General features: G+C 63.9%; 16 protein-coding genes. 12 read left to right on the forward strand and 4 right to left on the reverse strand.

Annotated elements, in window-relative coordinates; translation table 11 throughout:
• Positions 1-4: 4 nt before the first annotated feature.
• The 8 genes from JCM7686_RS21475 to JCM7686_RS21510 all read left to right on the forward strand — a co-directional run bounded on the left by JCM7686_RS21475 (position 5) and on the right by JCM7686_RS21510 (position 8579).
• Complete coding sequence (locus tag JCM7686_RS21475) at positions 5-1180, forward strand: branched-chain amino acid ABC transporter permease (protein ID WP_020953119.1); 1176 nt, start codon at positions 5-7, stop codon at positions 1178-1180.
• Entirely contained in the window at positions 1180-1971 is a 792-nt protein-coding gene (locus tag JCM7686_RS21480; RefSeq protein ID WP_084621297.1) for an ABC transporter ATP-binding protein, read from the forward strand. Before JCM7686_RS21475 ends, JCM7686_RS21480 begins: the two co-directional genes overlap by 1 nt.
• Positions 1964-2662: an ABC transporter ATP-binding protein gene (locus tag JCM7686_RS21485; RefSeq protein ID WP_020953121.1), complete on the forward strand. Its 699-nt coding sequence runs from the start codon at positions 1964-1966 to the stop codon at positions 2660-2662. The genes JCM7686_RS21480 and JCM7686_RS21485 overlap by 8 nt, the downstream gene beginning before the upstream one ends.
• Positions 2663-2975: 313 nt before the next feature.
• Positions 2976-3161, forward strand: coding sequence for a hypothetical protein (locus JCM7686_RS21490; protein WP_041528362.1), 186 nt, complete (start codon positions 2976-2978; stop codon positions 3159-3161).
• 132 nt (positions 3162-3293) lie between these two features.
• A complete protein-coding gene (mgtA, locus tag JCM7686_RS21495) occupies positions 3294-6041 on the forward strand; it encodes a magnesium-translocating P-type ATPase (RefSeq protein ID WP_084621305.1) in 2748 nt (915 codons plus the stop codon).
• A gap of 62 nt (positions 6042-6103) precedes the next feature.
• Entirely contained in the window at positions 6104-6820 is a 717-nt protein-coding gene (locus JCM7686_RS21500; RefSeq protein WP_020953123.1) for an MgtC/SapB family protein, read from the forward strand.
• Between the two features lie 68 nt (positions 6821-6888).
• Positions 6889-7953, forward strand: coding sequence for a sensor histidine kinase (locus tag JCM7686_RS21505; RefSeq protein WP_020953124.1), 1065 nt, complete (start codon positions 6889-6891; stop codon positions 7951-7953).
• On the forward strand, positions 7950-8579 hold the full coding sequence (locus JCM7686_RS21510) for a response regulator transcription factor (protein WP_020953125.1): 630 nt from the start codon (positions 7950-7952) through the stop codon (positions 8577-8579). The genes JCM7686_RS21505 and JCM7686_RS21510 overlap by 4 nt, the downstream gene beginning before the upstream one ends.
• Before the next feature lie 8 nt (positions 8580-8587).
• On the opposite strand, the gene JCM7686_RS21515 is transcribed toward JCM7686_RS21510, so the two are convergent.
• The gene (locus JCM7686_RS21515) at positions 8588-9610 is read right to left on the reverse strand and encodes a cupin domain-containing protein (protein WP_236635916.1); all 1023 of its coding nucleotides are present in this window, start codon (positions 9608-9610) and stop codon (positions 8588-8590) included.
• Positions 9611-9712: 102 nt separating this feature from the next.
• Positions 9713-10627 (reverse strand): LysR family transcriptional regulator, encoded by a 915-nt coding sequence (locus JCM7686_RS21520; protein ID WP_020953127.1) that lies wholly within the window; start codon positions 10625-10627, stop codon positions 9713-9715.
• 96 nt (positions 10628-10723) lie between these two features.
• On the opposite strand from JCM7686_RS21520, the gene JCM7686_RS21525 reads away from it, so the two are divergent.
• On the forward strand, positions 10724-12139 hold the full coding sequence (locus tag JCM7686_RS21525; RefSeq protein ID WP_041528363.1) for an aldehyde dehydrogenase family protein: 1416 nt from the start codon (positions 10724-10726) through the stop codon (positions 12137-12139).
• Between the two features lie 66 nt (positions 12140-12205).
• Here the strand turns inward: JCM7686_RS21525 and JCM7686_RS24205 are convergent, their stop codons facing one another.
• On the reverse strand, positions 12206-13483 hold the full coding sequence (locus JCM7686_RS24205) for a Hint domain-containing protein (protein WP_020953129.1): 1278 nt from the start codon (positions 13481-13483) through the stop codon (positions 12206-12208).
• Positions 13484-14040: 557 nt separating this feature from the next.
• Between JCM7686_RS24205 and JCM7686_RS21535 the strand changes: the two genes are divergently transcribed.
• Entirely contained in the window at positions 14041-14814 is a 774-nt protein-coding gene (locus JCM7686_RS21535) for an SDR family NAD(P)-dependent oxidoreductase (protein WP_020953130.1), read from the forward strand.
• Here JCM7686_RS21535 and JCM7686_RS21540 read toward each other — a convergent pair.
• Positions 14787-17633, reverse strand: coding sequence for an AMP-binding protein (locus JCM7686_RS21540; RefSeq protein WP_020953131.1), 2847 nt, complete (start codon positions 17631-17633; stop codon positions 14787-14789). The genes JCM7686_RS21535 and JCM7686_RS21540 overlap by 28 nt on opposite strands.
• Positions 17634-18003: 370 nt before the next feature.
• On the opposite strand from JCM7686_RS21540, the gene JCM7686_RS21545 reads away from it, so the two are divergent.
• Together JCM7686_RS21545 and JCM7686_RS21550 are read left to right on the forward strand one after the other, a co-directional pair.
• Positions 18004-19611, forward strand: coding sequence for an FAD-dependent oxidoreductase (locus tag JCM7686_RS21545; protein ID WP_020953132.1), 1608 nt, complete (start codon positions 18004-18006; stop codon positions 19609-19611).
• The gene (locus tag JCM7686_RS21550) at positions 19608-19928 is read left to right on the forward strand and encodes a 4Fe-4S dicluster domain-containing protein (protein WP_020953133.1); all 321 of its coding nucleotides are present in this window, start codon (positions 19608-19610) and stop codon (positions 19926-19928) included. Before JCM7686_RS21545 ends, JCM7686_RS21550 begins: the two co-directional genes overlap by 4 nt.
• Positions 19929-19938 lie beyond the last annotated feature (10 nt).

Raw genomic sequence — 19938 nt, forward strand, 5'->3', positions numbered from 1 at the left:
GCCGATGTCGACGACACTGACCCAAACCGCAAACCGGACCGGGCTTCCTGCAAGCCTTGTCGTCACCGTGACCGAGATCGCCGCCGCCGCCCTGCTTCTGGCCTTTCTGGCCGCAGAATCGACGGTGATGGTCGTGGCGCTTCTGGCGCTGATGGGGGCGATTTTCGCGGGATTGCAGCTTTGGCCGCAGCTCGAAGAGGTGATCGTGCGCGCCTTCCATGATGCGCGCGCCTTGGCGACCGCGCTCGCGCTGATCATTATCCTGATCTATCCGTTCTTTCTGGGCAACAACACCTATGCGCTGCATCTGCTGATCGTCGCGCTGATCTATTCGACGCTGGCGCTGGCGCTGAACTTCCAGCTCGGTTCGGTCAATATCCCGAACTTCGCGACCGGGGCGACCTATGGCATCGGCGCCTATACCTCGGCGCTGCTCGCGATCAATTTCGGCTGGAGCTTCTGGGCGACGCTGCCCGCCGCCGCGATCACCGCGACCGTCTTTGGCTTTCTGCTGGGCATTCCCTCGATGCGGACGCGCGACAGCTATCTGGCGCTGGTGACCATCGCCTTCGGGATCGTCATCCAGCAGCTTTTGAACAACCTCAGCTGGACCGGCGGCGCCAATGGTCTCGTGGGCATTCCCGCGCCCAGCCTTTTTGGCCATTCCTTCATGTCGCCGATCGAGATCGCGGGCCGCAAATTGCCGCCGCAGGCCAATTTCTATTATCTCTCGGCCGCGCTTCTCGGGCTCGCGATCCTCTCGGCGAAACGGCTGCATGAAAGCCGGGTCGGACTGGCCTGGAACGCGATCCGCGCCGATGAGCTGGCCGCGAAATGCCAAGGCATCAATGTCGTCTGGTATAAGATCCTCGCCTTTGGCGTTGACGCCTTTCTGGCGGCTTTCGCCGGGACGATCTATGCGTTCTATATTTCCTATATCTCGCCCGACAACTTCACCTTCCTTGTGTCGGTAACGATCATGACCATGGTGATCGTGGGCGGTATGGACAACACGCTTGGCGTGATCCTCGGAGCCTTCCTGCTGACGATGCTGCCCGAAAAGCTGCGCGTCTTTTCCGATTACCGGCTGCTCTTCGTCTCGGTCGTGGTGATCTTGTTCCTGATCCTGCGCCCGAAAGGGCTCTTCCCGCAGCGTCAGCGCCATTACGGAGAGAAATGATGAGCACCGCTTTGCTTGATCTCAAAGGGCTCGGCATCCGGTTCGGCGGGCTGGTCGCGGTGGATGGGGTCGATCTGACCATCCGCCCCTCGACCATCACCTGCATCATCGGGCCAAATGGCGCGGGGAAATCCACGCTTTTCAACCTCATCACCGGGATCTATCGCCCGACCTCGGGTCAGGTTCTGCTCAAGGGCGAGGACATCACCGGCCAGCCCGCTTATCGCATTGCCGAGAAAGGGATTGCGCGGACCTTCCAATCCTCGCGGCTCTTTGACGATCTCTCGATCCTCGACAATGTCATCATCGGCATGCACGCCCGCACCCGGACCGGCGTGCTGACCGCGCTGTTGCGCCCCGCGCGGGCCAAGCGCGAGCTGGAGGCCTGCGCCGTCGAGGCCGAAGAGATCCTGCGCGTCATCTCGGACGAGCTTTACCAGCGCCGCTATGAGCCCGCGGGCATCCTGCCTCAGGCCGATCGGCGGCGGCTGGAGATTGCCCGCGCTCTTGCCCTGAAGCCGCAGTTGATCCTGCTCGACGAGCCATCCTCGGGGATGGATGACCGCGATACCGCGGCGCTGATGGCGGACATTCGCCGGGTCATGGCCGACCGGCCGGGGCTGTCGTTTCTCATCATCGAACATGACATGCGGCTGGTGGCGGATCTGCCCGAAACCGTCGTGGTGATTGATTACGGCAAGAAGATTGCCGAGGGGCCCTTTGCCGAGGTGCGGCTGATGCCGCGCGTCCAGCAGGCTTATCTGGGACAGAAAGCGGTGGAACATGCTTGAGCTGAGAAATGTCTCGACCTCCTATGGCCCGGTCGGCATGTTGCGCGGCGTCAATTTAAGCGTCGGCAAGGGCGAGCTCGTCTGTCTGCTCGGCCCGAATGGCGCGGGAAAATCGACGACCTTCAAGGCGCTGGCGGGGCTTTTGCCGCTTGATGGCGGCGAGGTCGTAATGATGGGCCAAAACGTCGCGCGGCTCGGCACCGAAAAGCTGGCGGCACTTGGCGTCGGTTTCGTCCCCGAGGGGCGGCGGCTGTTTCCGACCCTGACCGTGCGCGACAATCTGCGACTGGGCTACCGCGCCTCGGGTTGTGCCATTCCGTTCGAGACCCGGCTTGGCCTGATCTATGAGCTCTTTCCGCGCGTCAAAGAGCGGATGGGCCAGTTGGCCTGCACCATGTCCGGGGGCGAGCAGGCGATGGTCGCGCTTGCCCGCGCGCTGATCGGCGATCCGCAGATGCTGATCATGGACGAGCCCTCGCTTGGGCTGTCGCCAAAGCTCATCGACGAATATTTCGAGACGGTCGCGCGCATCCATGCCGAAGGCAAGACCGTGCTTTTGATCGAGCAGAATGCCGAGACCGCGCTTTCGATCTCGGATCGCGGCTATCTGATCGTGCGCGGCCAGATCGCGGTGGCGGGCACGCGGGCGCAGATGCTTGCCGATGATACGATCCAGCACATGTATCTGTGAGCGGATTTCTGTGCCGCGTTCCGCGTGACGCGTGACGCATAAATCCTGATCTTTGCCCCGGGGCGCGCTGTTGCAAGGCGCGCCCTTTCTGCTGTGCGCGACTATACCCAAGTATAGTCCCCCATCCGAACGCAGAGTCGCATTGCGCCGTTGTTTGCGCCATTTTGCCCTCAGCCCGGTGAAGCGGTTTTGCCGGAATTCAGGAAACGACCATGCCCGACGACAGTCGAAGATGCAGGCGCAGGATGCGCGGTAGGGGCTGATCTCGGGCTCTCACCGCTCGTCCTGCGTGTGCAGGAACCAGAGGTGAGCCATGACCATTCACAACATCCTTGCGCCGCGTGCGGCGCTTTCGCAGGTCGGTGCCCTGCTTTGGGGCGCGAAACCCCCGGTGCCGCCTGCGCGTGACGCGCGCCCGGTGCTGCGCTGGCGGATTGATCCCGACAGCGGCAAACTCGAATGCCGCTGGACGCTGCGGATCACCAACCGCCCGGCCTGATCCCGCCCTTTCGCGCCGCGACGGCGCGGCCTCCAAGCCCTCCTTCGGGACGAAATGACAGCTTCGCGTGCCGATCGCGCCTCTGCCCCGGCGCGGTCCATTGCGAAGCGGAAAGTGACCACCATGACCGCAATGACCCCCATGACGCCGCCGCGGGCCACTCTGCCCCGGGGCGCGTCTCGCAAATCCGGGCAGGATCCGCAGGATGCCCGCAAACTCTCCGCCCGTGCCGTGCGCGAGGCGCAAAACAGCCTTGAGGCGACGCTGGTCAACACCCGCGCCAGCCTCAAGGGCTTGACCGAAGACGAGGCCGTGCGCCGCCTTGCCGCCAATGGCCCGAACGAGGTCGCCCATGACCGGCGCACGCCCGCGCTGGTGCAACTCGCGCAGGCCTTCGCCAATCCCTTCATCGCCGTGCTGCTGGCCCTGGCCGCCGTCAGCACCGTGACCGATGTGATCTTGCCGCTGCGCGCGGGCGAGGCGCCCGATTACACCGGCGTCACCATCATCGTCGTGATGGTGCTGTTGTCCGCCGCTTTGCGCTTTTGGCAGGAATACCGCTCGGGCGTCGCGGCCGAGGCGCTGCGCGCCATGGTCCATAACACCGCGACCGTGCTGCGCCGCCCCGCCAAGGACGAGCCCGCGATCTTGCGCGAGATCCCCATGGCCGAAATTGTCATCGGCGATATCGTGCGCCTGTCTGCGGGCGACATGATCCCCGCCGATTTGCGGCTGATTGAATCGCGCGATCTCTTTATCTCGCAAGCTGCTTTGACCGGAGAGGCTTTGCCGGTCGAAAAATACGACACGCTCGGCACGGTCGCGGGTAAATCGGCGGGCCCCGCGGCGGGGGAAGAGCCCGGTCCGCTCGATCTCGCCAATGCTTGCTTCATGGGCACGAATGTCGTCAGCGGCACCGCGACCGCGCTGGTCGTCGCGACCGGCGAGACCAGCTATTTCGGCTCTCTCGCCAAGGCCGTGGTCGGCGCGCGGGCCGAGACCTCGTTTGATCGCGGCGTGAACAGCGTCAGCTGGCTGCTCATCCGTTTCATGCTGGTCATGGTCCCGGTGGTCTTTTTTATCAACGGCCTGACCAAGGGCGACTGGACCGATGCCTTCCTCTTCGCGCTCGCCGTGGCGGTCGGCCTGACGCCCGAGATGCTGCCGATGATCGTCTCGTCAAACCTTGCGAAAGGCGCGGTGGTGATGGCGCGCAACAAGGCGGTGGTGAAGCGGCTGAATGCGATCCAGAACCTCGGCGCGATGGATGTGCTCTGCACCGACAAGACCGGCACGCTGACCCAAGACCGCATCATTCTGGAGCATCATTTCGATCTCGACGGCTTCGAGGATACCCGCACGCTGGAACTCGCCTGGCTCAACAGCCACCACCAAAGCGGGGTCAAGAATCTGATGGACCGCGCGGTGGTCGAGTTTGCCAGCCGCGATGAACAGGCCGTCGCGGCGGTCCGCGAGTTCCGCAAGATCGACGAGCTGCCCTTTGATTTCGAGCGCCGCCGTCTCTCGGTCGTGGTCGAGGATCCCCAAGGCGCGCAGCTTTTGATCTGCAAAGGCGCGGTCGAGGAAATGCTGGCGATTGCGACCGCCTACCGCGACGGCGACACCAGCGAGATCCGCCCGCTTGACACCGCCACCGCCGAGCGGCTGACCCGGATGGCGCGCGATTACAACCGCGAGGGCTTCCGCGTCCTTCTGGTCGCGAGCCGCGCCATCCCGGCAGATGAGGCCAAGCCCGCCTACGGCGTCGCCGATGAGCGCGAGATGGTGCTGCAAGGCTTCCTGACCTTCCTCGACCCGCCGAAGGACAGCGCGCGCGAGGCGATTGCGGCGCTGGCCGATTACGGCGTCACCGTGAAGGTGCTGACCGGCGACAATGCCGTCGTCACCGCCAAGATCTGCCGCGATGTCGGGCTTGATCCGGGCGAGCCGGTCTCGGGGCGCGAGATCGAGGCGATGGATGATGCCCAGCTCACCGCCGAGGTCGAGACCCGCACGATCTTTGCCAAACTCACGCCGCTGCAAAAATCGCGCGTGCTGAAAACCCTGCAAGCCAATGGCCATACGGTCGGATTTCTGGGTGACGGCATCAATGACGCGCCCGCCTTGCGCGATGCCGATGTCGGGATCTCGGTCGATGGCGCCACCGATATTGCCCGCGAATCCGCCGATATCATCCTGCTCGAGAAAAGCCTGCTCGTGCTGGAAAAAGGCGTGCTGACCGGGCGCGAGACCTTCGGCAATATCATCAAATATCTGAACATGACGGCGAGCTCGAATTTCGGGAATGTCTTCTCGGTTCTGGTCGCGAGCGCCTTTCTGCCCTTCCTGCCGATGCTGGCGATCCATCTGCTGATCCAGAACCTGCTTTACGATATCTCGCAACTCGCTTTGCCCTGGGATCGCATGGACAAGGAGTTTCTGAAAAAGCCGCGCAAATGGGATGCCAAGAACATCGGGCGCTTCATGATCTGGATCGGGCCGACCTCGTCGATCTTTGACATCAGCACTTTCGCCTTGATGTGGTATGTCTTCGGCGCGAATTCGGTCGCGCATCAATCGCTCTTCCAATCGGGCTGGTTTATCGAAGGGTTGCTGTCGCAAACGCTGGTCGTCCATATGCTGCGGACCCAGAAGATCCCCTTCCTCCAAAGCCGCGCCGCGCCGCCCGTCATGCTGATGACCGCGCTGGTCTGTGCGCTTGGCATCGCCATCCCCTTCACCGGTTTTGGTGCCTGGATCGGATTGCAGCCGCTGCCGCTGGCCTACTTCCCTTGGCTGGTTGTCACACTCGCCGCCTATTGTGTGACGGCGCAGACGATGAAGCGCCTTTATATCCGCCGCTTTGGACAGTGGTTCTAAGCCTGACCTTTCCCGCCGCGCCCCTCGCTTCCGGGGCGCGGCCCTGATCTTCGGACCTCTTCATGCGTTTCATCCAAAGCTTTGACGGGCTGCAATTTCTCGACACATTCGCCGCGCTTCTCGCGGCTTTCGTTTTGGGCACCTTGATCGGGGCCGAGCGGCAATATCGCCAGCGCACCGCCGGTCTGCGCACCAATGTGCTGGTGGCCTTGGGGGCGGCGGCCTTCGTCGATCTGGGCGGGCGCGTCGGCGGTGCTTCGGAATCGGTGCGGGTGATTTCCTATGTCGTCTCGGGCATCGGCTTTCTCGGCGCGGGCGTGATCATGAAAGAGGGCATGAACGTGCGCGGGCTGAACACGGCGGCGACGCTCTGGTGTTCGGCGGCGGTCGGCAGTGCGGCGGGGGCGGGGCAACTGGCCGAGGCGGTTTTGCTCACCTTCTTCATCCTTGCCGGAAACACGCTGCTGCGGCCCTTGGTCAATGCGATCAACCGCATCCCGATTGACGACCGCGCGGGCGAGGCGACCTATGAGGTCAGCCTGATCTCAACCCCCGAAGCCATGCCGAAACTGCGCGATCTCTTGGTGCAGGAACTCGAGGCCGCGCATTACCCGGTCAGCGATGTCGAGATCTTCGAGCGCGGCGATGACACCGTCGAGATCATCGCGACGCTGGTCAGCACCGCCGTCGAGCCCCATGAGATCGAGGCCGTCACCCGCCGTCTCGCGCGGCAGGCCGGGGTCGCCAATGCCTCGTGGGATGGCAGCACGCGCGAATGAGGCGGTTTGCGGCGCGGGTCTTCTTTGCTAGGCAAGAGAGAGCCGCCGCTTCTGACGGGACCCAAGGCATGAGACGACCCCGCGCCCAGATCCATCTTGGCCGTCACCCGCAGCTGACGCTTGGCCTGCTGTCGGCGGCGATGGCCGTGATCTTTCTGGCCGATACTTTGACCGATTACGCGATTGCGGCGGCGGTGTTTTATACAGCGGTGATCCTCGCCGCCGCTCGGCTTTTGCCAGCGCGGCGCGTGGTCTGGCTCGCCTCGATCTGCGTGGCGCTGACGCTTCTGAGTTTCGCCATGACCCATTCGGGCGGCTATGAGGTCGGGCTGATCAACACCGCGATCAGCATGATTGCGATTGCGATCACCGCTTGGCTGGCGCTTCGGCTGGTCGAGGCCGAAGCCGCCGCCCATGCCACGCGCGAGCGGCTCTTGCGCATGGCCCGCGTGACCAGTCTGGGCGAGCTCACCGCCTCGATTGCCCATGAGGTGAACCAGCCACTCGCGGCGGTCGTGACCAGCGCCGGGGCCTGTCGGCGCTGGCTCGCGCAGGAGCCGCCGGTGCTCGACAAGGCCGCGGCCGCGCTGGACCGGATCGAGCGCGAGGCCACGCGCGCCAGCGCCGTCATCGCCCGCGTGCGCGGCTTCGCCAGTGGCAAACCGCCCGAGCGCGCCGCTTTCGCGCTGCAACCCTTGGTGCTCGACATCGCCGAAATGGCGCGGGATCAGATCGACCGCGCCGGGATCAGCCTCACGCTTTTTCTGCCTGAAAGCCTGCCCGAGGTTCACGCCGACCGGCTGCAAATCGGGCAGGTCGTGACCAATCTTTTGCTGAACGCGATCGAGGCTTTGCGCGCCCCCGAGATCTCGCCGCGCGAGATTGAGATCTCGGCTGAGGCCATCGGCGACGAGGTCCGCGTCCGCGTCCAAGACAGCGGTCCGGGCTTTTCCGAGACCGAGGCCGCGCAGCTTTTCGATGCCTTCTGGACGACGAAACCCGACGGGATCGGCCTTGGCCTCACCATCTGCCGCTCGATCGTTGAGGCGAATGGGGGGCGCATCCGCGCCTCGGCCCTGCCGGGCGGTGCGGCGCTGGAATTCACCTTACCCACCACAGGACATGCGCCATGAGCCATCCGCTGCAGATGGTCCATGTGATCGACGATGACGCGGCTCTGCGCGAGGCCTTGCAGGATCTGCTGGCCTCGGTCGCGCTGCCGGTGACGCTTTACCCCTCGGCGCAGGCCTTTCTGGAGGCCGCGCGGCCCGAAGTGCCCTCGGTCCTTGTCACCGATGTGCGGATGCCGGGGATGGGCGGCATGGATCTCTTGGCCCAGATGGCGGGGCAGGGCGCGGAAGGGCCTCGTATCGACATGCCCGTGATCGTGATGACCGCGCATGGCGATATTGCGATGGGCGTGCAGGCGATGAAGCGCGGCGCGATTGATTTCCTGACCAAACCGTTCCGCGATCAGGATCTGCTCGACGCTGTCCAGCGCGGGCTCGACGCTGACCGCCAGCGCCGAGACGCGGCGGCGCGGCAGGCCCGGCATCTGGCGCAATGGCAGGCGCTGACGCCCGGAGAGCGAGAGGTCGCGCGGTTGGTCGTGCAAGGGCTCTTGAACAAACAGATCGCGGGTGAATTGGGCCTCAGCGAGATCACCATCAAGGTCCGGCGTGCGCAGGTCATGCGCAAGCTTGGGGCCAAGACTTTGGCTGATCTCGTGCGTCTGGTCGATGCAGCAGGCGACGCCTGATCTGCCGATCAAAGGCTTTGCGGATTGACCCGGGCAACGATGAGCGGGTCATCGGTGATCCGGGGAAAATCGGGCAGATCGGCGGGCGACAGGCCAAGCGCGGCCGCCATGACCTCGGGCGCGAAGGCGGCGGGGATGGTGCGGATGCCGATATCCTCTGGCATGGGCTGATCGAAGAAGATCAGGAAATGGATTTCCTCGGGGCCAAGCACCTCGATGTGATGGGGATAGGCGCGCGGGATGAAATAGACATCGCCCGGCGCGAGATCCCATGTCTCGGTGCTGCTGTCGGGGTTTTGCAGCGTCATGCGCGCGCGCCCCGCTGCGACATAGCCCATCTCGGCGGTCTCGGGATGCCAATGCGGCTCGCGCATTCCGTCTGCGGTGACGCGCAGCGAATACATCGAGATCTCGCGCAGATCGGGCCAGAACTGCGCCCGCGCCAAGCGCGCCGTGCCGAAACTCGCCGCAATCATCGCGGGCTGGGCCTCAAGATCGAACTTATGGGCCGTGGCGCGGTCGGTCTCGGGCACCGACCGCGCGGGTCCCTCACGGCGCGCGAGATAGGCGCCGTCGGTGACATGGCGCATCGGGGCAAATGCGGCGGCGGGCAGGCCATAGGCATTGCCAAGCGCGGCATCGCTCATCGCGCCGAAGGTGCCTTGCAGCGAGAAATCCTCGGGGCGTTCGTGGCGAAAGGCGATGATCATCTCGGCGGGCGCGGCGCCGGTGTTCTCGATCGCGTGCAACGCGCCCGAGGGGATGTGAAACATCTGCCCCTGCGTGATGGTAAAGGCGGAATAGACATCGCTGCTGGCCAGAACCGTGACCCGCGCCGCGCCGCGCAGACAATAGCCGAGCTCGACGCAATTGGCGTGCCAATGCGGCACGCGCAACGCGCCGGGCGCCAGTGCGAGGCGCTTGATCGAGAGACCGCGCATCACCGGCAGATCATCGGCATTGACCTGCGTGACGGTGCCAAGATCCGAATTGTGGATGATCCGGCCATTCAGAAGGGACATCTTGTGCATCATCTGATCCTCTCTTTGCCGCGCTGCGGGATGGGGTTTGCGCATCCGAAACTATCCGCGTGAGGCGGCGGATTTGCAAAGCCAAGCGCAGACCGGGCCGGATCAGGAGTTGGTGATCGGGGCGTCGAGCCCGCGCCGCTCGCGCAAAAGCTCGATGAGCGCGCGCAGCTTGGTCGGGACATGGCGGCGTCCGGGATAATAAAGGCGCAGCCCGTCAAAGGCCGGGGTCCAACCGTCGAGCACCTGCACCAACTCGCCCCGCGCCAGATAGCCCGCGAGCGGGCGCTCGGCCAGAAAGGCGAGCCCCGCACCGGCCAGCGCCGCTTGCAGCATCAGCCCGCTTTCGTCGAGCGTCAGCGGCCCCTCGACATCGACCGTCAGGCTTTCGCCGCGCCGCGCGAATTCCCAGTGATAGGTCCGCCCGCTGGCCATGCGCGCGCGGATGCAGCGATGCGCCGCCAGCTCGGAAGGATGCTCGGGCAAGCGGCGGTCGCGGAAATAGGCGGGCGAGCCGACGACGATCAGCCGCTCTTTCTCGGTGATCGGGATCGCGATCATATCTGGCGGCACCGATTCTGCCAGCCGCACGCCCGCGTCAAAGCCCTGACCGATGACATCGACCAGCGCACCCTCGGTCACCAGTTCGAGCGACATTTCAGGATAGCGGCGCAGATATTCGAGCAGCACCGGCTCAAGCAGAATCCGCGCGGCGCCCAAAGCCAGATTGAGCCGCAGCACCCCGGTCGGACGCTCCTGCGAGGCGCGCGTGCGCTCGAGCGCGCCGTCGATGCTGGCCAAGGCGGGCGAGACCTCGGCGACGAAAGCCTGCCCCGCCGCCGTCAGCGCCACCGAGCGGGTCGAGCGGTTGAAAAGCCGCGTCTCGATCCGCGCCTCAAGGGCCGCGACCGCATGGCTCAACGCCGAGGACGACAGGTTCAGCTCGCGCGCGGCGGCACGAAAGCCGCCGAGACGGGCGACGGTGACCACGGCTTCAAGCTCGGCCAAAGTGGCTTTCATTGCGCGATTTTCCTCATCAGCCTGTCTTTGATTGCCAAGCTTATCCTATCACTGCGCCGGGTGCATATCTCCGTCACCGCAGAAGGAGATCGCAAGATGAAAATAATCGATCAGATCTACATCGATGGCGCATTCGTGACCCCCGAGGGCACCGAGCGCTTTGCTTTGTTCAACCCCGCCACCGAAGAGCAGATCGGCGAGGTCCGCCTTGGCAATGCCGAGGATGCGAAAAAGGCGATTGCCGCCGCGCGCCGCGCTTTCCCCGCGATGCGCCGCACCACGCCGTCAGAGCGCGTCGTGCTGTTGCACCGGTTGCGCGATGCGGTTCTCGCCGACCGCGACCGGCTGATTGCCGCGATGTCCGAGGAATATGGCGCGCCGCAAAGCTTTATCACCGCCTCGATCGCCCATGCGGCGCAAGTCTTTGACGAGGCGGCCAAAACGGCCGCGAGCTTTGCGTTTACCCGCCAGATCGGAACCACCGAGGTGGTGATGGAGCCGGTCGGCGTCGCCGCCGCGATCACGCCTTGGAACAGCGACATCAGCTTCATCTGCACCAAGCTCGCCACGGCGCTGGCGGCGGGCACGAGCATTGTCATCAAACCCTCTGAAATGAGCGCGATTCAGACGCAGGCGATCGTGGAAACCCTGCATGGCGCGGGCCTGCCGCGTGGCGTTTTGAATGTGGTTAACGGCTATGGTCAGGTCGTCGGCGAAGAGTTGAGCCACAATCCCGGCATCGCCAAGATCAGCTTCACCGGCTCGACCGCGACCGGCCGGGCGATCCTGCGCGGGGCGTCCGAGAGCTTCAAACGGGTGACGCTCGAGCTGGGCGGCAAGGGGCCGCAGATCGTGCTCGACGATGCCAATCTCGATGAGGCGCTGCCCCATATCGTGACCTCGGCCTTTCGCAACAGCGGTCAGGCCTGCATCGCTGGCACGCGCGTCCTGATTCCCGAATCGCGCAAGGCCGAGATCCTGCCGCGCCTCGCGGAAGCCTTTGCAGCAGTGCAGGTCGGGGCCGCCGATGATCCCAGCGTCGGCGTCGGTCCAATGGTCAGCGCCAAGCAATGGGAGCGGGTTCAGTCCTATATCCAGCTCGCGCAGGACGAGGGCGCTGCGGTGCTCGTCGGCGGCGCGGGCCGTCCGGAGGGCATCGAGCGCGGCTGGTTCGTGCGGCCGACGGTTTTCGTCGATGTCACCAATGACATGCGGATTGCGCGCGAAGAGGTGTTCGGGCCGGTGGTCAGCGTGATCAGCTACCGCGACGAGGACGAGGCAATCGCTCTGGCCAATGATACCGATTATGGCTTGCAGGCCTATATTCTCGGCTCGGATGAAAACCGGATGCGGCGGATTGCCAAAGAGCTGATCTCGGGGCGGGTGGTTTTGAACGAAGCGGCGCCGGATGCACAGGCTCCGTTTGGCGGCTTTAAACATTCGGGCATTGGCCGCGAATTCGGCGCCTTTGGCCTCGAGGCCTTTCTCGAACCGAAAGCGATTATCGGCTAAAAGCGCGGGATCGCGACATTGAAAAAACCGCCCCGAGATAATCGGAGCGGTTTCTTGATTTTAAGCTCAGGCTGCTGCGACGAGCGGCTTGGAATTTTGAATGTGGCGCACGACCAATTTACGCGCCTGACGGCCCGAAATCAGCACACGAGCGGTCGAGGGCGAGTAATCGCGGTCTTTCAGCTCTGGGAACAGCGCGAAGATCTCTGCGCGGGCTTCCGGCGAAACCGTCGAGAGCGCCATCGGACCGGTATAAAGCGATTCCGTCTCGGTGCCATTGGCAAGCACGACCTCATGCTGATCGAACAGCATGTGGAAATATTCGACTTCGGCGAGATCGGTGGCGATATTGATGCCCTCGATCTGGAGAAGCTGCTTTGCCGCGACCAGAACCTCATCGGTGCCGAAAAGTTTCTCGGCAATGCGCGAGCGCACCAGAACGCGGTGCTGCGGCGAAACCGACAGATCGCTCGCCGGGAAGCCAGCGCCCAAAGCACCCGCTGCAATCCGGACCGGACGCAGTTTTTCATGCTTGGCCAGATCTTTTGCGCTGAGCTTGGTCGAGCCGATCCAGCGGATCGGTTGCGGGCCGTGATCCTTGGTCAGCACCAGATCGCCAACGCGCAGATTCTCGATGGCAATCTCGCCATTGGCGGTTGCAATCAGCGTGCCTGCTGCAAAACACAGAATATCGCCGATTTCTTTGTCGGGGATTTCATGGGTTTCGCGGATATTGACCGTAATCGGCGCACTCGGACGCGAGTTGTCGATGGTCGCAATATAGATGCTATCGTTGTCCCAAACGTGATCCGAGACTTCGCGGAAATCGGGGTTTGTGAGAGCTACTTTTTCAGCCTCATTGGCCAAAGCTTCGACAATATCTTTATGCTTGGCGTGAACCGTAATCGTCTGACCTTTGAAGGTCAACGTCGCGGTCACATAAACATCGTCCTTCGAAAATTGATCCGGTGCGAGCAGTTTGAGCGCGCCAGCATCGGTCTGGATAAGGCTGGCACTAATGGTGTCAATTTTGAAAGTGACGCTCAGGCCGCTGAAAACGCCGCCGTTCTGGGTGCTGCCGACGCTTTCAAAGCTGATATCGGCTTTACCGATATATTTCGACGGAACCGGATTGTTGTTGACGATAGGTGCGACATAGTCGCCGGTCGCCAAAGTGCCGGGGCCAGATGCGTCGTTTGCGACGTCGAATTTGTTGACTTCGGTCGAGCTTCCGAAGGTATTGCTGAATTTAGCTCCGCCTCGGCTGGGATCAAAGTTGAGGTCGTAGCCGTTGTTGGCATCGCCGGTCAGAGTTCCGCGGGGGAAGTCGATAATATAAGACATAATGGTGCTTTCATTTTCCGCCGAGGTCGAAAATGGCCGAGCATTTTCAGTCCGACAGGAGGAGAGGATGGGCCGCGCAATTGCGCGCTCACCCTTAAAAATTGCCCCTAAAAGAGTCAACAACCTTAAGGAGATATTAACAAAGACCGAATATGCGCATTATATCGTGAGGTCGGAATATAATAACTTATTCAACGAGAAATTAACTCTAATAAGCATAGCTAACGGCAATTTGTAATTGCAATAAGATTGAATAACCCAATTAAATTTGCGCAATACGAGTGCTTGCCTGCGACAATCTGTCAACCGGCCCATATCGACCGTCATCGCGGCCAACCTCCTAGCATCGGCGAAGCTTTGCCGAGCCACGCGGAGGCTGCTCTCGTCGGGGCTCTTCCTGCGCCACGCGGGGCGATGATCTCGGGTCTTGGTGGTGCCGGGGGATTTCCTGTTGGACAGCGCGCGCGGGCGACGCAATAAGGGCCGCAGATTCAGGCCTCCGGGCCCTTTTGCCTGCTGGTTAAGCAGGTCCCTTGGTTTGACGCAGCAGGTTACAGATGAGCAATATTCAGAAAATCGCAATTGTCACCGGCGGTCTGACCGGGATCGGGAAAGCGATTGCGCGCCGGTTTCTCGATGACGGGTTCGCCGTCCATATCGGCGCGCGTCGCGGGGCCGATCCGGATTTTGCGCAAGATCTGCGCGAGACCTATGGCGACGCGGTTTCCATCGGCGCGCTCGATGTGCGCGACAGCGACAGCGTGGCGACTTTCGTCGATGCGGTGATCGCGGCGCGCGGTCATGTCGATGTGCTGGTCAATGCGGCGGGGATCTATGAAGAGGCGGCGGTCGCGGGCCATTCCGACAAGCTGTGGGACGACACGATCGAGACCAATCTCACTGGCACCTTCAAGATGATCCGCGCCGTCATGCCGCTGATGCTGGCGCGCAAATATGGCCGCATCATCAACATCGCCTCGGTCGCGGCCCATCAGGGCATGGCCAATAACGCGGCCTATTGTGCCTCGAAGGCCGGACTTCTGGGCTTGGGCCGCTGTGTCAGCCTTGAGGGCGCGGCGCAGGGCGTGACCTGCAACAGCATCAGCCCGACCTGGGTCGAAACCGAGATGCTCCAGCAGTTCATCGAGCAGGACATCGCCCAGACCGGCCTGCCGCGGGCCGAGGTGCGCGCGAAATACGAGGCCTCGAACCCGCAGGGCCTGCTGGTCCAGCCCGAGGAAATCGCGAGCCTCGCCGCCTTTCTGGCAAGCGACGCGGCTCGCGCGATTACGATGGCCGATTATCAGGTCAATGCCGGATCGCTCTGGTAAGACTTGCCCAGATCAGACGTAATTGAGGTGGCCTGCAACCGGCGGGCCACCACTTCGGCGGGGTCCGAGACGGCGAATGGGCCAAGGTCCAGCCCGGCCCACAGGCGTTTCGCCACCGCATTGTCAAACCGCGCATTGGCCCGCAAAGTCGTCGGCGCCTCGCGCAGCAGGCGCTGCTCGGGGGCGGTGAGGGGCGCGGTTCGGGTCCAGTCCTCGGCCGGGATCACGGTCAGGCCCGGCGCATCCTTCGGCCAAGTCACCGCATCATCCGCGATCAGATTGACATAATGCAGCCCCTTGGCGCCAAGCTGACGCGTCAGGAACCGCGCCGCCGCGCGCACATCGGTCATCTTGAAGCACAGCCCCTCCGGCACGCTGCCAAGCTTGCGGCAGGCGGTCAAGATGGTCTCGTAAAGATCCTTGGGGTTCGGCGCGTCGAGATCGCAAAGCGATGGCAGGCGGATGATTGACGCATCGAGACCCGAGGCGGCAATCGCGTCCTCTGCCGCGATCTTGGCCGCGCCATAGCCCGAGATGCCCGCGAAGATCGGCGTCGGCCCTTCGGGGAAGGGTCCGCCGATATCGGGGAAAACCGAGGTCGAGCTGGAAAAGACCAAGGCCGCCCCGGCGTCACGGCAGAATTGCAGGATCGTGGTGATGCCGGCTTGCGACCAGGCCTCCATCCGCGCGCGATCCACAGCAAGGTTCACCATCGCCGCGCAATGGATCACGCCAGAGACCTGCTCGGCCAACTGCGCATAATGCTCGGTATCGAGACCAAAGCGCGCCTCGTCAATCGAGCCGGTGACGGCGACAATCCGGTCCTCGGCCACGCCAAAGGCCTTGGCCTGCGTCCTCAGTCGCTCCAGCGGGTCGCGGTTGCGCGGGCGCACGAGGCAATAAACGACATGGCCTGCGGGCAGGTCGCGCGCGGCTTCGGCCAGCACATGGCCGCCGAGAAAGCCGGTCGCGCCTGTCAGGAAAATGCCGGGCCGGTCGAAGCTCGTGGGCGCGGTCTCGGCTTCTTCGGTCAAAAGCGCGTGCAGCCGGGTCAGCGGCAGGTTCAGCGCCCAGTCGAAATCAACCTGACGACCATAATCGCTCTCGATAGCCAGCAGCAGGTCGACGCACATCAGCGAGTCGCCGCCCAGATCGTGGAAGGACAGCGCCGGGTCGATGCTGCCCGCCGGGCAACGCAGGATCGCGGCGGCCAGACGGGTGACGGGCAGCGCATCGGCGTCATCGGCCAGATCGGCATCATCCTGCGGCGGTTTGGGCAAAGCCTTGAAATCGCATTTGCCCGAGACCGGGTTGATCGGGATTTCATCGAGCTGGACCAGATAGGTCGGGATGCAATAGCGCGGCAGAACCTTGGCCAGCACTTCCGCCAAGGCCTGCGGCATCCGCTGCCAAACCGCCTCGATCCCCCAATCCTGCGCGTTCCGGGCGCGCTGCGCGGCGTCGGCGGTGTAATAGAAGAGCAAAAGCTGGCCGCGATCATCGCTTTGCTGGACCCAGGGAATGCCCTTGGTGAAGCCGAGATGCGCGGTCAGGGTCTCGGTCAGCTCGCGGGTCTGGATGCTGTGGCCGCGCAGTTTCAGCATATGGGCGACGCGGCCCATGACATAGATCTGGCCGTCTTCCGTGACATAGCCCTGATCGCCGGTGTCATAAAGCCGCCGCTCTTGGCCTTCGAGCGTGACTATGCGGAAGCGCTGCGCGGTATCCTCGGGGCGGTTGATATAGCCGGGCCCGAGCATACGTGGCCCCTCGAAATGCAAAAGCCCCGGCTGGCCGGGCGGGCAGGGCTGGTCCTTGTCGTCCAAAACCACGGCGCGCAGATGCGACATCGCCACGCCGACCGAGACCGGCTTGCCAGGATCGCGCGCCCCGTCGAGCAGGGTCATGCAGATGTCATGGGTCTCGCAGATGCTATAGAGGTTCCAGATCTCGGTATTGGGCAGCTTCGCGCGGGCCTCGGCGGCCAAAGCGTCGCTCACGACCTCGCCGTTCAGGACGACCCGGCGCAAAGGCAGGTTCGCACCGATTTCAGGCGTGACCGCGCTCAGCGCCTTTTCGAAGAACGAGGGCGTGAAGAGCATCTCATCCAGCCCCGCGCGCGAGATGAACGCGACCAGAGCCTGCGGCGACATCAGATCATTCAGGCCGGGGAAATACAGCTCGGAGCCATTGCGCAGCGGGCGGAACATCTCCCAGATCGCGAAGATATAGATCCCGACCTTCATCGAGGGATCATAGGGCGTATAGGCGTCGCGCCACAGGTAAGACAGGTAAGCCGCGTCATGGGTGACGGGAATGCATTTCGGCCGCCCGGTCGTCCCCGACGTTGCGACCAGATAGATGATATCGGTCGGCGCCACCGGGGCCGCGACCAGCGGCGGGAGGTTGGTTGCGGGCGCAAGGCAAGAGGCCGCCGTGATGACCCGGCAATGGGCGGGAAGCTGGCCGGGCTTCGGCTCTTGGCTGGTGATGATCGTGCCGACCTGCAGCTCATCGACGATATTTGTCAGCACCGCCTGCGGCATCGCCGGATCGAGATGGACGAAGGGCCGCCCCGTCACCACTGCCGCAATCGAGGCCGCGCCCATCAGCGTGCTCGGCGTGCCAAAGACCCCGACCGGGCCGTCGTCGCGCATCTGGCTTAGGAAGACGCGCACGAAATCCGCGAGCGCGGCGTAGCTCAGACGGTGGTCCTGATCGTGCAGCGCGGGCCGGTTGGCATGGGCCGCAAAGGCGCGGACAAGCTCTGCGGGGACGGTCTCGCCGTCGGAAGGAATCGTCGTGACCGAGTGGGGCATGTCGCAAAAGCTCTGTAAAGGGTCGTATTATATCGTTCGAATAGGAGAGTCGTCCCGACTTGTCCACATCCGCCTGCGCTGCCTAGCCGATTGTCGCAGGCTTGGCACGATCTTGCTTGCCGCGGGGGAAGGGTCAGCGAAAGCCTGCTTCGGCGAAGTCCGGGCGCGAGACTGCGCGATCTGCACAACCGCCGCGCGAATCACGAAAGACGCGGCCTCTGCCGGGCAGAGCGCCGAGAAGCGCGCTCAAAGCGGCTTCAGGCAACATCCTCTTTCGGTGGGCGCAAATAAATGATGCCGTAATCTCTATTTACTTGGTCGTGATTTCTCCCGAGCATATCCGCAAGTGACCTCCAGCGAGAGAAGCGAGATGACGAGCACAGCCGACAATCTGCAAGTTGCCACCCGCCTTGACGCCGATGTCCTTGTGATCGGCGGCGGGCCTGCCGGAACCTGGGCCGCGATTACCGCGGCGGCGCAGGGGGCGAAGGTGATCCTCGCGGACAAGGGGTTTTGCGGCACCTCGGGCGCGACCGCGCCTTCGGGGACGGGCGTGTGGTATGTGCCGCCGGACCCGGGCCTGCGCGCCAAGGCGATGAATTCGCGTTGGGACATGGGCGGGCGGCTGGCCGATCCGGTCTGGATGCGGCGCGTGCTCGACCAGACCTATAGCAACGTCAATCTGCTGTCCGAATGGGGCCATCCTTTCCCGCAGGCGGCCGATGGCACGCAGATCCGCACCTCGCTCGATGGGCCCGATTACATGCGGCTGATGCGCAAGCGGGTCAAGGCGGCGGGGGTGCGCATTCTCGATCACAGCCCGGTGCTCGAACTTCTGCGCGACGGATCGGGGGCGGTTGCGGGCGCGGTCGGGCTGCGCCGCCAGCGCGGTGATCTCTGGCAGGTGCAGGCCGGAGCCGTGGTGATTGCGACCGGTGGTTGTGCGTTCCTGTCCAAGGCGCTTGGCTGCAATGTGCTGACCGGCGACGGCTATCTGATGGCGGCGGAACTTGGCGCCGAACTCTCGGGCATGGAGTTTTCCTCGGCCTATGCCATGGCGATGGAACATGGCTCGGTCACCAAGACGCGGTTTTATGACTGGGCCGAGTTCACCTATGCCGATGGCTCGCCCATTCCGGGCGCGGCCTCGAAAGGCGGGCGGACGGCAATTGCGCGCACACTTTCCGCGGGCAAAGGGGTGTTTGCGCGGCTGAATGCCGATGCCGAGACCCAGATCGCGATGCGCCATGCCCAGCCGAATTTCTTCGTCCCGCTGGATCGCAGCGGCATCAACCCCTTCACCGACCGCTTCCCGGTGACGCTGCGGCTTGAGGCGACGGTGCGCGGCACCGGCGGGTTGCGGCTGCTCGACGAAAGCTGCGCGACCTCGGTCCCCGGGCTTTACGCGGCGGGCGATGCGGCCACGCGAGAGCTGATTTGCGGCGCGTTCACCGGCGGCGGCAGCCATAACGCGGCTTGGGCGATGTCCTCGGGTGCTTGGGCGGGCTCGGGCGCGGCGCAGTTTGCCCGCGGTCAGCGCGGTCGCGCAGCTCAGCTTTACCGGGCGGGCGGCGTCGGTATCCGCGAGGGCAAGGGCGCGCGCATTGATGCGGCGGGGCTGACCCATGCCGTGCGCGAGATCGTCCTGCCTTACGAGAACACCTATCAGCGCCACGGCGCGCGACTTGAGGCCTCGCTGAGCACGCTCGACGGGCTTTGGGCCAGTGCGCGCTCGGCCGATGAGGCCAGCCGCGACGAGGCTTTGCGCACCCGCGAAGGACTCGCGATGCTGGCGACGGCGCGCTGGATGTATCGCTCGGCGTTGGCCCGGACGGAAAGCCGGGGGATGCATAAGCGCGAGGATTTCCCGCAAGCCGATGAGGCGCAGCGCCATCACATCATCAGCGGCGGGCTCGACGAGGTCTGGACCACGCCCGCGCCCGTCGCAGGTCCCGCGCTCGAGGTGCTTGCGGCATGATCGAAGTTATCAGCGCCGCGCGCTGCACCGGCTGCAACATCTGCGTGCAGGTCTGCCCGACCAATGTCTTCGCGGCGGTCAAGGGCGGCATCCCGGTGATCGCGCGGCAGGACGATTGCCAGACCTGCTATATGTGTGAGGTCTGGTGCCCTGATGACGCGCTTTACGTCGCGCCGAATGCCGATGGCACCGAGGGCATCACCGAGCCCGAGCTGGAGGCGCAGGGCCGCTTTGGCAGCTACCGCCGCTCGGTCGGTTGGGCCAAAGGGGGCCGCGTCGCCCCCGCGCCCCAGATCATGAGCCGGCTGCGCGGCTAAAGTCCCGCGC

The organism is Paracoccus aminophilus JCM 7686 (assembly GCF_000444995.1).
Lineage (GTDB): Bacteria > Pseudomonadota > Alphaproteobacteria > Rhodobacterales > Rhodobacteraceae > Paracoccus > Paracoccus aminophilus.